This window comes from Microbacterium sp. B35-30 (assembly GCF_010634855.1).
GTDB lineage: Bacteria > Actinomycetota > Actinomycetes > Actinomycetales > Microbacteriaceae > Microbacterium.
On sequence record NZ_MWLQ01000002.1, the window covers coordinates 20,155 to 32,200 of the forward strand.

The 12,046-nt window shown below is 69.5% G+C and carries 12 protein-coding genes; 7 read left to right on the forward strand and 5 right to left on the reverse strand.

Annotated elements, in window-relative coordinates; translation table 11 throughout:
* Positions 1-11 precede the first annotated feature (11 nt).
* Positions 12-602, forward strand: coding sequence for an NTP transferase domain-containing protein (locus B2K11_RS00940; RefSeq protein ID WP_163615962.1), 591 nt, complete (start codon positions 12-14; stop codon positions 600-602).
* Between the two features lie 234 nt (positions 603-836).
* Here B2K11_RS00940 and B2K11_RS00945 read toward each other — a convergent pair whose 3' ends face one another.
* A complete protein-coding gene (locus tag B2K11_RS00945) occupies positions 837-1,769 on the reverse strand; it encodes a 2-hydroxyacid dehydrogenase (protein WP_204259962.1) in 933 nt (310 codons plus the stop codon).
* A 107-nt stretch (positions 1,770-1,876) separates the two neighbouring features.
* Between B2K11_RS00945 and B2K11_RS00950 the strand changes: the two genes are divergently transcribed.
* The gene (locus B2K11_RS00950; protein ID WP_163615964.1) at positions 1,877-2,308 is read left to right on the forward strand and encodes a DUF1761 domain-containing protein; all 432 of its coding nucleotides are present in this window, start codon (positions 1,877-1,879) and stop codon (positions 2,306-2,308) included.
* Between the two features lie 27 nt (positions 2,309-2,335).
* On the opposite strand, the gene purQ is transcribed toward B2K11_RS00950, so the two are convergent.
* Positions 2,336-3,043, reverse strand: a complete 708-nt coding sequence (gene purQ / locus B2K11_RS00955; protein WP_163615966.1) for a phosphoribosylformylglycinamidine synthase subunit PurQ — start codon at positions 3,041-3,043, stop codon at positions 2,336-2,338.
* Complete coding sequence (purS, locus tag B2K11_RS00960; RefSeq protein WP_163615967.1) at positions 3,040-3,288, reverse strand: phosphoribosylformylglycinamidine synthase subunit PurS; 249 nt, start codon at positions 3,286-3,288, stop codon at positions 3,040-3,042. Before purS ends, purQ begins: the two co-directional genes overlap by 4 nt.
* Before the next feature lie 287 nt (positions 3,289-3,575).
* Between purS and B2K11_RS00965 the strand changes: the two genes are divergently transcribed.
* From B2K11_RS00965 to B2K11_RS00985, 5 genes are all read left to right on the forward strand, one after another.
* The gene (locus B2K11_RS00965; RefSeq protein WP_345770748.1) at positions 3,576-4,820 is read left to right on the forward strand and encodes an ABC transporter substrate-binding protein; all 1,245 of its coding nucleotides are present in this window, start codon (positions 3,576-3,578) and stop codon (positions 4,818-4,820) included.
* 132 nt (positions 4,821-4,952) lie between these two features.
* Positions 4,953-5,981, forward strand: coding sequence for a sugar ABC transporter permease (locus B2K11_RS00970; protein WP_163615971.1), 1,029 nt, complete (start codon positions 4,953-4,955; stop codon positions 5,979-5,981).
* The gene (locus B2K11_RS00975) at positions 5,978-6,886 is read left to right on the forward strand and encodes a carbohydrate ABC transporter permease (protein WP_163615972.1); all 909 of its coding nucleotides are present in this window, start codon (positions 5,978-5,980) and stop codon (positions 6,884-6,886) included. Before B2K11_RS00970 ends, B2K11_RS00975 begins: the two co-directional genes overlap by 4 nt.
* A gap of 63 nt (positions 6,887-6,949) precedes the next feature.
* Entirely contained in the window at positions 6,950-8,428 is a 1,479-nt protein-coding gene (locus B2K11_RS00980) for a family 1 glycosylhydrolase (RefSeq protein WP_163615974.1), read from the forward strand.
* Between the two features lie 46 nt (positions 8,429-8,474).
* The gene (locus B2K11_RS00985) at positions 8,475-9,488 is read left to right on the forward strand and encodes a LacI family DNA-binding transcriptional regulator (protein ID WP_163615976.1); all 1,014 of its coding nucleotides are present in this window, start codon (positions 8,475-8,477) and stop codon (positions 9,486-9,488) included.
* Between the two features lie 141 nt (positions 9,489-9,629).
* Here B2K11_RS00985 and B2K11_RS00990 read toward each other — a convergent pair whose 3' ends face one another.
* Together B2K11_RS00990 and B2K11_RS00995 are read right to left on the reverse strand one after the other, a co-directional pair.
* Entirely contained in the window at positions 9,630-10,508 is an 879-nt protein-coding gene (locus tag B2K11_RS00990) for a VOC family protein (RefSeq protein ID WP_163615978.1), read from the reverse strand.
* Between the two features lie 167 nt (positions 10,509-10,675).
* Positions 10,676-12,022 carry a solute carrier family 23 protein gene (locus B2K11_RS00995; RefSeq protein ID WP_163615979.1) on the reverse strand — a complete coding sequence of 449 codons (1,347 nt, stop codon included), beginning with the start codon at positions 12,020-12,022 and terminating at the stop codon, positions 10,676-10,678.
* Positions 12,023-12,046: the final 24 nt, after the last annotated feature.

A 12,046-nucleotide genomic window follows, 5' to 3' on the forward strand; every position in this document is an offset into this window, starting at 1 on the left:
GAGGCCGGTTCGTGCGCATCTGCGGCATCGTGCTGGCGGCGGGCGCGGGGACTCGACACGGGTCGCCGAAGGGTCTCGCGCGCACCGCGGACGGCGAGCCCTGGGTCGCTCGGGCCGCCCGCACGCTGCGGGATGGCGGCTGCGATGAGGTGCTGGTCGTCGTCGGCGCGCGCGGCGCTGAGGTCGCCGCGCTCGTGCCGGCCGACGCGCGTGTGGTCGAGGCGGCAGACTGGGCGGCCGGACTCTCGGCGTCGCTGCGGGCGGCACTGCGTGCCGCGCAGGGCTCGGCATCCGCAGATCCGGTGCCGGGACCTGACCACGGCGCCTTCGACGCGGTGATCGTGCTGCCCGTCGACACCCCCGACGCGCCGGCATCAGTCGTTCATCGAGTGATCGCGATGCTTTATCGGGGAGCGCCCCTCGTTCAGGCCGTCTACGGCGGCGTTCCGGGGCATCCCGTGACGATCGCCCACTCCCACTTCGCCGCGCTGTCCGAGGCGCTGCACGGAGACCGGGGTGCGCGATCGTATCTCGTCACCCACGGCGTGGTCGAGGTCGAGTGCGGCGATCTGTGGTCGGGAGACGACATCGACTACCGGTGACCGCGCGCGGCGCACCGGTGCGCCGCCCCCCGGTCGCCCACCGGTCGTTGAGCGAGGGAGCGCCAGCGACCGAGACGAAACGCCTCGAGCCGACGTTCAGCGCGGCGGGCGGGCGTTTCGTCTCGCTCGTTCCTCGCTCGCTCAACGACCGGTGGGTGCCCGAGGTTCCTCGCTCGCTCAACGACCGGTGGATGCCCGCGTTCTCCTCGCTCGCTCGGCGCCCGGAGTCCGGCGTCAGTCGCCGAGGACGACGTTGAGCGGGGGCTCGCCGGCGACGAGGCGCTCGATCTGGGTGCGCACGAGCTTCGCGACGCGCGGGCGCATCGCGCTCGAGGCTCCGCCGACGTGCGGCGTGATGAGCACGCCGGGAAGGCTCCAGAGCGCGTGCCCTTCCGGCAGCGGCTCCGGATCGGTGACGTCCAGCGCCGCGCGGATGCGGCCACGGCCGACGTGATCGACCAGTGCCTCGGTGTCGATCAGCGAGCCGCGTCCGACGTTGACGACCAGCGCGCCATCGGGCAGCGCCGACAGGAACGCGTCGTCGACCAGGTTCTTCGTCGCGTCGCCGCCGGGAAGCGTCAGCACCACGATCTCGGCGTCGGGGAGCAGCACGGGCAGCTCGTCGATGCCATGGACGGCCACGCCGTCCTCGTCGCGTGCCCGCGAGGCGACCGGGGTCAGCTCCACCTCGAAGGGGGCGAGCCGAGCGGCCACCGCCTTGCCGACGCCCCCGTAGCCGAGCAGCAGAACGCGGCGGTCGGCGAGGCTCTGTGCGAAGACCGGCGCCCAGCGGCCGCCGGCGGTGTCGACGGCGAATGCGTCGATGTGCCGCTGCGCGGCGATCGCGAGCCCCACGGCGAGCTCGGCGGTCGAGGTCTCGTGCACCGAGGCGGCGTTGGCGAACGTGAGCCCTGCCGGCAGGATGTCGGCGACGCCGTCGTAGCCGATGGACTGGCTCTGCACGAGCCCGACCTCGACGTCCTCGAGGCGCTCGAGCACGCGCGCCATCGACATGTACGGCGGCACCACCATGTCGAACCGCGGGCGGGGCGCCGCGGCATCCATCGGCCACACCACCAGTTCGACGCCCGCGGGGAGCTCCCCGAGATCGGCGGCGAGTTCTTCGGTGGGGACGCTGACGACGAGATTCCGGATGCCACTGCTCACGCCGTCCACGCTACCGGCGCGGTGCCGTCCGGTCGTCGCCGGGCGGCGCTACGCTCTCGGCCAGCGGACACCGTCGCCCGAGCGGCGGCTCGCACGAGGAGGCGGACGTGGTTCCCGAGATCAACTACTGGGCAGTGCTGATCGCGACGGCGTCGAGCATGGTCGTCGGCTCGATCTGGTACACGCCGAAGGTGTTCGGCACGCGATGGGCGAAGCTCGCGAACGTCGACATGGACCGGCCGGGCGCGAGCGCCGTGGTGCCGATCGTGGTCACGGTCATCGTGAGCTTCATCACGGCGTGGGTGCTCGCCGGCGCCTCTTCGATCGCCTGGCACTTCTACGGGGGCAGCTACCTGTGGTCGGCGCTGGCCACCGGCGTCATCCTGTGGGCAGGCTTCACGGCCGCGCGATTCATCACCCACGATGCGTTCGAGGGCCGCCCGTCGTCGCTGACGGTGCTGAACATCGCCCACGAGCTGGTGACGATCGTCATCATGGCGCTCATCATCGGCGTGTGGCCGCCCGCCGGCACCGTCTAGCCGTAGCGGTGCAGCGACCGGTGGGGGTCAGGCCGCGGCGCCGACCACGGCGGCGATGGCCGAGGTGAAGAACGACAGGCCGTCGACGCCCGACCGCATGGCGTCCGCGGTGTCGGGGCCGAAGCCGGGCTCGACGGCGTGCTCGGGGTGCGGCATGAGGCCGACCACGTTGCCGCGTTCGTTGGAGATGCCGGCGATGTCACGCAGCGAGCCGTTCGGGTTCACGCCCACATACCGGAAGGTGACGAGGCCCTCGCCCTCGAGGCGGTCGAGTTCGTCCTCGGAGGCGATGTAGCCGCCGTCGGCGTTCTTGAGCGGGATCACGATCTCCTGGCCGGAGGCGAAATCGCTGGTCCACGCGGTGTCGTTGTTCTCCACGCGCAGGCGCTGGTCGCGGCGGATGAACTGCTGGTGCGCGTTGCGGATCAGGCCGCCCGGGAGCAGGTGGGCCTCAACCAGCATCTGGAAGCCGTTGCAGATGCCGAGGATCGGCATGCCCTGGGCCGCGGCATCCTTCACCTCCGACATGATCGGGGCGAGCGCGGCGATCGCTCCGGCGCGCAGGTAGTCGCCGTAACTGAAGCCGCCCGGCAGCACGAGACCGTCGACGCCGTCGAGGTCGTGCGAGCCGTGCCAGAGGGCGACGGGCTCGCCGCCGGCGATCTCGATCGCGCGCTGGGCGTCGCGGTCGTCGAGCGAGCCAGGGAAGGTGATGACCCCGATGCGCGCGGTCATTCCACGACCTCGATGCCGACGACGTCCTCGATCACCGCGTTCGACAGGATCTCGTCGGCGATGCGCTGGGCCTCGGCGAGCACCTCTTCGGTGACCTCGCCCTCGACGGTGAGCTCGAAGCGCTTGCCGATGCGCACCGCGCTGAAGTCCGAGACCCCCAGTCGCGCGAAGGCGCCCGAGACGGCCTTCCCCTGCGGGTCCAGAAGCTCGGCCTTGGGCATGACGTCGACGACGATGGTGGGCATGTGAGAGCTCCGGATGTCGCGGGCAGGGGTCCCGTCCAGTCTACGGGCCCCCGCATCCCTCGTTCTCTCCCTGGCGTGAGCGGTTCGTGACGCAACCGTGATCAATCCGTGGGAGCGCTCCCTTGACTTCGTGGGAGCGCTCCCGTAGCGTGACCTCTCGACCGGTGGGAACGCTCCCACGGTCGCACCACCCGGCACGGATCCGATCCGCGCCGATCCTGCAACACACACGACCCTGACAACACAAAGGAGTGACAGTGAACGCACGCGCCTTCCGCAGAAGCGCCGTGGCAATCGCCGCATTCTCGGCTTCCGCCATCGTCCTCGCCGGCTGTGCCGGCGGCAGCGGCAACGACGATGCCGGCGGCGAAGACGGCGAGATCACGCTGACCCTGGCGACCTTCAACGACTTCGGCTACGACGATGAACTCCTCCAGGAGTACATGGACGAGAACCCGAACGTGAAGATCGTCCACAACAAGGCCGCCATCACCGATGACGCCCGCTCGAACTTCTTCGCGAAGCTCGGCAAGGAGGGCCTCGCCGACATCGAGGCCGTCGAAGTTGACTGGTTCGCCGAGGCCATGCAGTACTCCGACCTGCTCGCCGAGGTGCCCGACAGCGCCAAGGGCCGCTGGGTGGAGTGGAAGGAAGAGGCTGCGACCGACGCCGATGGGCGTCTCGTGGGCTTCGGCACCGACATCGGCCCGCAGGCCGTGTGCTACCGCGCCGACCTGTTCGCCGCGGCCGGTCTGCCTTCCACGCCCGACGAGGTCGCCGCTGAGATCGACGGCGACTGGAACACGTTCTTCGACCTGGCCGACACGTACAAGGCAGCGACCGGCAAGCCGATGATCGACGCCGCGAACTCCGCGTTCCAGGGCATCATCAACCAGGTCGAGTTCCCCTACGACGAGGAAGACGGCACCGTCGTCGCGACGACCAGCCCCGAGACCAAGGCTGCGTACGAACTCGTCGTCGAGCGCGGCATCCCGAACTCGGCGTACTCGGGCCAGTGGTCCGACGACTGGAACGCCTCGATGGCCAACGGTGAGTTCGCCGCGATGCTGTGCCCGCCGTGGATGCTCGGCATCATCTCGGGCAACGCGCCCGAGGTCACCGGCTGGGAGATCGCGAACGCGTTCCCCAACGGCGGCGGCAACTGGGGCGGCTCGTACCTGACCGTCCCGGCCAACGGCAAGAACGTCGATGAGGCGCTCAAGCTCGCCGACTGGCTGACCGCTCCCGAGCAGCAGGAGAAGACCTTCGTCAACGTCGGCGCGTTCCCGAGCGCCATCGACGCCCAGGCCGCTCCGTCGATCACGGACTCGACGAACGAGTACTTCGCCGACGCACCGACCGGCGCGATCTTCGCCGACCGCTCCGAGGCGATCACGGTCACGCCGTACAAGAGCGCGGACTACTTCAAGTACAACACCGCGCTGCAGGACGCCATCACGCGAGTCTTCGACGGTGTCGAAGACGCGCAGACCTCGTGGGACACGTTCGTCGCCGAAGTCGAAGCCTTCTGATCGGCCGATACTGACGGCCATGTCCGCTCGCCGGACGTGATCTGACAGCAGTACCGGAGTGCGTGCGGGTCCACCGCGACCCGCACGCACTCCACCCAGCGCCCACCCCTCCATCCGGATCGGAGCCCCCCGGTGACCTCGACCGCAACCCGCCCCACGTCATCGGGGCCGGCCGATCAGCCCAAACCAGAACGCGCCCCGCGCGTGCTGTCCTTCTCCCATCGCCTGAGCCGCTGGGACCTGAAGGTCTCGCCCTACCTCTACATCTCGCCGTTCTTCATCCTGTTCGCGATCGTGGGGCTCTTCCCGATCGTCTACACGGCGGTCATCTCGTTCCAGGAGTGGGACCTCGTCCGCAACTCCGGCACGTTCGTCGGCTTCGACCAGTACATCTGGATCCTGTCGCAGGCGGACTTCTGGGTCGCACTCCGCAACACCTTCAGCATCTTCCTGCTGTCGTCGGTACCGCAGATTGTGCTCGCGCTGTTCATCGCGGCGATGCTCGACCGCAACATCCGGGCCAAGACCTTCTGGCGGATGAGCGTGCTGCTCCCGTACGTCATGGCCCCGGTCGCCGTCGCGCTGATCTTCAGCAACATGTTCGGCGACAACCACGGCCTGGTGAACAACATCCTCACCAGCATCGGGCTCGACCCGATCGCCTGGCACAAGGATCCGTTCTGGAGCCACATCGCCATCGCGACGATGGTCAACTTCCGCTGGACCGGCTACAACGCCCTGATCCTGCTCGCCGCCATGCAGGCCGTGCCCCGCGAGTACTACGAGGCCGCCACCGTCGACGGCGCCAACGCGTTCCGCCAGTTCTGGAGCATCACGCTCCCGTCGCTGAAGCCGACGCTCATCTTCGTGATCATCACCTCGACGATCGGCGGACTGCAGATCTTCGACGAGCCGCGCATGTTCGACACGTTCGGCCGCGGCGGTGCCGCCAACCAGTGGCTGACGATCACGCTGTACCTCTACAACATCGGCTGGGGCGAGTTCAACTTCGGCCGCGCCGCGGCGCTGGCGTGGATCCTGTTCATCATCATCCTCGCCATCGGCCTGATCAATCTCGTCATCACCCGTCGCCTCGTGCGCGACGAGGGCGGGCGCGGCGTCGTGCGACGCCGCCGCCGCCGGAAGGGAGCCACGCAGTGAGCGCCATCAGCACCCCGCCCCTCGCCGTCGTCGAGGAGAACCTCCCCAACGCCCGCAAGAGCAACCGCACGACCAAGATCCGCGGTGTCCGCGCCGGCCTCTGGGTGTACATCGGGCTCGGCGTGGTCGTCGTCTCGGCGATCTTCCCCTACTACTGGTCGTTCCTGATCGGCTCGGGGGATGCCTCGACCATCAACAACCCCAACATGTCGTGGCTGCCCGGCGGCAACTTCATCGCCAATGCCCTGTCGGTCGTCAACGACCCCGCGGTGAACTTCTGGCTCGCGCTCTGGAACTCGATCTTCAGCTCGACCGTGATCTCGGTATCGGTCGTCGTCTTCTCGACGCTCGCCGGATGGGCGTTCGCGAAGCTCCGCTTCCCCGGCGGCAAGTGGCTGCTGGCCTTCGTGGTCGCCACGATGGCCGTGCCCATGCAGCTCGGCGTCGTGCCGCTGTACATCCTGTTCGCGGACCTCGGATGGACCGGCCAGATCGGCGCGATCATCATCCCCGCGCTCACCAGCGCCTTCGGCGTGTTCTGGATGACGCAGTACCTGTCGCAGACCGTGCCCGACGAGCTCATCGAGGCGGCGCGCGTGGACGGGGCATCCATGATCCGCACCTTCTGGACGGTCGGCGTCACCGCCGCCCGCCCCGCGGCCGCGATGCTCTTCCTCTTCACCTTCGTCGGCGCCTGGAACCAGTTCTTCTGGCCGTTCATCGTGCTCGACCGGCAGAGCCCCACTCTGCCCGTGGCGCTGTCGCTCCTGCAGTCGAACTACTTCGTCGACTACTCGATCGTGCTGGCGGGCGTGCTGCTGGCGACCATCCCTCTGCTGATCCTGTTCGCCTTCACCGGCAAGCAGCTGGTCAGCGGCATCATGGCCGGCGCGGTCAAGGGCTAGGCCTCCCGCCTCGCCACGGCTCCCGACATCCTGAATCCATCTTCCAGAGAGGATCTCCCCCTCATGACGACCGCGATCCCGCGCGCCTTCCCTCAGGACTTCCTGTTCGGGGCGGCGACCGCCGCCTACCAGATCGAGGGCGCTGCCCACGAGGACGGCCGCCGCGACTCCATCTGGGACGCCTTCGCCCGCGTTCCCGGCGCCGTCATCAACGCCGACAACGGTGACGTGGCGTGCGACCACTACCACCGCTTCGGCGACGACGTGGCGCTGATGAAGGACCTGGGTCTGCAGACGTACCGCTTCTCGACGTCGTGGTCGCGCGTGCGGCCCGACGGCGGCGCGGTGAACCTTCAGGGGGTCGACTTCTACAAGCGACTGACCGACGAACTGCTCGATGCCGGCATCCTCCCGTGGCTGACGCTGTACCACTGGGATCTGCCGCAGGCGCTGCAGGAGAAGGGCGGCTGGGCCAACCGCGACACTGCCGACCTGTTCACCGAGTACGCCCTGACGATGCACGACGCGCTGGGTGACCGCGTGAACGTGTGGACGACGCTCAACGAACCGTGGTGCTCGTCGTTCCTGAGCTACACCGCGGGCATGCACGCGCCCGGGCACTACAGCGTCGAAGAGGGCGTGCTGGCCGCGCACCACCTGCTGCTCGGCCACGGCCAGGCCGTGCGCGAGCTGCGGGCGCGCGACGCGTCGCTGAAGCTCGGCATCACGTTGAACCTCACCGTCGCCGAGCCGGTAGACGAGACCGACCCGGCCGACGTCGACGCCGCGCGTCGCATCGACGGCCAGTTCAACCGATGGTTCCTCGACCCCATCTTCCGCGGCCAGTACCCGGCCGACATCGTCGAGGACATCCGCAAGGTGGATGCCGCCGCCGTCGCCGCATGGGAGTCCGCGGTGCGCCCCGGCGACCTGGAGGCGATCGCGACGCCGATCGACACGCTCGGGGTGAACTACTACCACGGCGAGTACGTCGGCGGTCACGAGCCGGTGAACCCGCCGATCGGCGGCGACGCGCCGACCGATCGCCCCGGCCACTCGCCGTACCCCTCGAACGAGGGCATCTTCTGGCACGAGCGGGGCCTGCCGCGCACGCCGATGCAGTGGGAGGTGCAGCCCGACGGCCTCACCACCCTGCTGCACCGCGTGTGGGACGAGTACGCGGAAGCAGCTGGCACCGTGCTGTACGTCACCGAGAACGGCGCCGCGTACGACGACGAGCTCGTCGTCGAGGGGGGCGAGAAGCGCGTCCACGACGCCGATCGCGTGGAGTTCCTGCGCGCCCACCTCGGCGCGATCCTCGACGCCGCCGACGCCGGCGTCGATGTGAGGGGATACTTCTATTGGTCGCTCCTCGACAACTTCGAGTGGGCGTGGGGGTACGAGAAGCGGTTCGGCATCGTCCGCGTGGACTACGACACGCAGGAGCGGACGCCCAAGGACAGCGCGCTCGAATACCGACGCATCATCGGCGCACGCGCCCTGGACCTGGAGTCCGCGCGCGAGGCGGCCACCGCGTCGTAGCGACCAGGCCCCCGCGTCGGGGCCGTAGCATGCGGGAGGAGGACAGATGAGCACCGAGGCCATGCGATCGGCTGTCACGATCGAGGAGGTCGCCGCCGCGGCGGGGGTTTCGCGGTCGACCGTGTCGCGCGTCGTCAACGGCTCGACCGCCGTCAGCCCGGAGGCGCTGGAGTCCGTCAGGCGCGCGATCGCCGACCTCAACTACGTGCCCAACCGGGCCGCGCGGTCGCTGGCGAGCCAGAAGACGCACGCGGTGGCGCTCATCGTCCCCGAAGACACCACGCGGTTCTTCGGCGATCCCTTCTTCGCCGCCATCGTGTCGGGCATCAACTCCCGCCTGAGTCGCTCGGACTACGTCCTCAACCTCTTCATCGCGAGCGATGACCCGGGCGACAAGACCACGAGCTACGTCCGCAGCGGCGCGGTGGACGGCGCCGTCGTGGTCTCGCACCACACCAGCGACACGTTCATCGACCGGATCGCCAGCGTCGTGCCCGTCGTCTACGGCGGCCGGCCGGTGCGCGAGCGGGAGCGCGACTACTACGTCGACGTCGACAACGTGCGGGGCGCCTACGACGCCACGGTGTACCTCATCGAGAGCGGCCGCCGGCGCATCGCGACGATCACCGGCCCTCGTGACATGCCCGCCGGCATCGACCGGCTCCAGGGCTACCGCGACGCGCTCGCGGCCTGGGAGCTCGACGAGGTCGCCATCGAGGACGGCAACTTCACGGCCGACGGCGGCGCCGACGCGATGCGCCGGATCCTCGCCTCGGGCGCCAAGCCCGACGCGGTGTTCGTGGCGAGCGACCTCATGGCCCGCGGTGTGCTCGCCGTGCTCGCCCGGGAGGGCCTGCGCGTTCCCGACGACATCGCGATCATGGGCTTCGACGACTCGCCGGTGGCCACCTCGGTCACCCCGCAGCTCACGACCGTGCGTCAGCCGTCGTTCCAGCAGGGGGAGCGCATGGCCTCGGTGCTGATCGACCTTCTCGCGGGGCGGCATCCGCGTCACGTCACGATCCTCGAGACCGAGCTCGTCGTCCGCGACTCGGTCTGAGCCCGCGCGCGTCTGCCGCTCCTTTCGGCCGGCGGTCGCCGTCTCGTCGAAACCAGGGATTCGCGCCGAAACCTGTGACGACGTCCTCGGTCTCGCCGCGGATGCCCTGTCTCGCCGAATCGAGGCCGCGCCGACGCGCGCTCAGCCGCGGCCGGGTGCGGTGGCGTACAGGAGGTTGCGCCAGGGGTCGTCGAACGAGAGCGTGCGGCCGTCGTCGCGCACCTGGAAGCCGTGGTGCCGCAGGCGCTCGCCGAGGGCGTCCGCGTCGGGCAGGTCGAGGTCGACGCGGCCGAGGCCGAGCGCGGGCATCCGCGGTCCGGCGCCGCGCGAGTTCCACACGTTCATGGCCATGTGGTGGTGGTAGCCGCCCGCACTCACGAAGAGCGCCTGGTTGCCCAGCCCGGTGGTCTCGTCGAACCCGAGCGCGCCGACGTAGAACGTGCGGGCGGTGGCAACATCGCCGACCGACAGATGCACGTGACCGACGGATGCCGCGTCCTGCCCGGTCGCGCCGCTCGCCGCCCGCTCTGTCAGATGCTCGCGCAGGAAGGAGTTGGGGTCGAGGTACAGCGTCGCCATCTCGACCTGACCGTGGACCCACGACCAGTCGGTGCGGGCGCGGTCCCAGTAGAGCTCGACGCCGTTGCCCTCGGGGTCGGTCAGGTAGAACGCCTGGCTGACCAGATGATCGGCTGAGCCGGTGAACGTCTGCGGGGCGTGCTGCGCGACGCTGAACAGCGCGGCGGCCAGGGCCTCCTGCGTCTCGAAGAGGATCGCGGTGTGGAAGAGCCCCGCCGCTCCCGGCGACGCGTGCCGCAGCTCCGGCTCGTGCCGCAGCACCACGACCGCGCGGCCGCCGCGGCCGAGCACGACCTCGTCGCCGTCGGCTGAGAGCACCTGCAGCGTGATGACGTCGCGGTAGAACGCCGTCATGCCGTCCAGGTCGCCCACGAGGAGCGTGACGGCGCCCATCGACGTGTCGGCGGCGAGGCGGTCGGATGCCGCTGCTACTTCATGCATACGAATACACAACGCCGCGGCATCCGTCTGTCTTCCCTCCCCGCCGTGACCGTGTCCCACTTTCACGCCGAACTGCGCGCTCTTGCGCGCGAAAGTGGGACACGAAAGGCAGGAACTGGGACATCGCCGCTGGGAGACCAGGGGGAGGTCGGTGGTGGGCGCGGGGCTCAGCGAGCGTCGACGTCCTGCGGGTCGCCGCCGAGCTGCCCCACCGCCGGGATCGGGCCGCCGTCGTCGGCGCCGGTCTTGCGCCAGCGGGCGATGGCGTTGCCGAGGTGGTAGATCAGGAGGGCCGCCGCCGCGCCGATGACGATCGCGCCGAGCTGGAAGTCGCCCCACTGCATCGTGAACCCGGCGATCGCGATGACGAGCGCGACCGCGCCGGTGTACTGGTTCACCGGGCGCGAGAAGTCGACGCGGTTGTCGACCCAGATCTTGATGCCGATGATGCCGATGAGCCCGTACAGCGCGGTCGTCACGCCGCCCAGCACGCCGGCCGGGATGGAGTTGAACACCGCCCCGACCACCGGCGACAGCGAGAGCAGGATCGCGAAGAGACCGGCGACCCAGTATGCGGCCGTCGAGTACACGCGGGTGGCGGCCATGACGCCGATGTTCTCGCCGTAGGTCGTCGTGCCCGAGCCGCCGAACGTTCCCGCCAGCACGGTCGCGGCGCCGTCGGCGATGAGCGCGCGGCCGGTGTACTGGTTGACGGATGCCTCGGTCATGGTCGCGACGCCGCGCACATGGCCGACGTTCTCGGCGATGAGCACCAGCACGACCGGCAGGAACATCGCGATGACGCTCCAGGTGCCCGGATCGCCGAAGGTGGGCAGGGCGAAGGTCGGGAGGCCGACCCACTGCCCGTTCGCGACGAGTTCGTTCACGGCCGTGAAGTCCACCTCGCCGCGCAGCAGCGCCACGATGTAGCCGACGATCACGCCCAGGAAGATCGAGATGCGGCCGAGGAAACCGCGGAACAGCACACTGAACAGGATGACGGCGGCCAGCGTGATGGTCGCGGTGATCGGCGCCTGTTGGAAGTTCGTCCACGCGACCGGCGCGAGGTTGAACCCGATCAGCGCGACGATGGCGCCGGCGACGACCGGCGGCATGAGCTTCTCGATCCAGCCGAGGCCCGCGAACTGCACGATGAAGCCGACGGCCGCCAGCAGCACCCCGACGGCGACGATGCCGGCGAGCGCCGAGCCCATGCCCTGCGAGGCGGTGGCCGCCGTCACCGGGGCGATGAACGCGAACGATGAGCCGAGGTAGCTGGGCAGGCGGTTCTTCGTGATGAGGAGGAACAGCAGCGTCCCGATGCCCGAGAAGAGCAGCGTCGTCGAGACGGGGAAGCCGGTGAGCACCGGCACCAGGAACGTGGCGCCGAACATCGCGATAACGTGCTGCGCGCCGATCGCGACGGTCGCGGGCCAGTTCAGGCGCTCGTCGGGCCTGACGACCTTGCCCGGTTCGACGGTCCGGCCGTTGCCGTGAAGGGTCCACAGAGGCATGCGCGCTCCTTGCGCTCGGGGGAT

What these genes read in the sequence shown, in the direction of transcription:
- purQ (WP_163615966.1), bottom strand. Translation starts at nt 3,043, where the DNA reads ATGACCGCGCGCATCGGGGTCATCACCTTCCCTGGCTCGCTCGACGAC.
- purS (WP_163615967.1), bottom strand. Translation starts at nt 3,288, where the DNA reads ATGCCCACCATCGTCGTCGACGTCATGCCCAAGGCCGAGCTTCTGGAC.
- B2K11_RS00980 (WP_163615974.1), top strand. Translation starts at nt 6,950, where the DNA reads ATGACGACCGCGATCCCGCGCGCCTTCCCTCAGGACTTCCTGTTCGGG.
- B2K11_RS00985 (WP_163615976.1), top strand. Translation starts at nt 8,475, where the DNA reads ATGAGCACCGAGGCCATGCGATCGGCTGTCACGATCGAGGAGGTCGCC.
- B2K11_RS00990 (WP_163615978.1), bottom strand. Translation starts at nt 10,508, where the DNA reads ATGCATGAAGTAGCAGCGGCATCCGACCGCCTCGCCGCCGACACGTCG.
- B2K11_RS00995 (WP_163615979.1), bottom strand. Translation starts at nt 12,022, where the DNA reads ATGCCTCTGTGGACCCTTCACGGCAACGGCCGGACCGTCGAACCGGGC.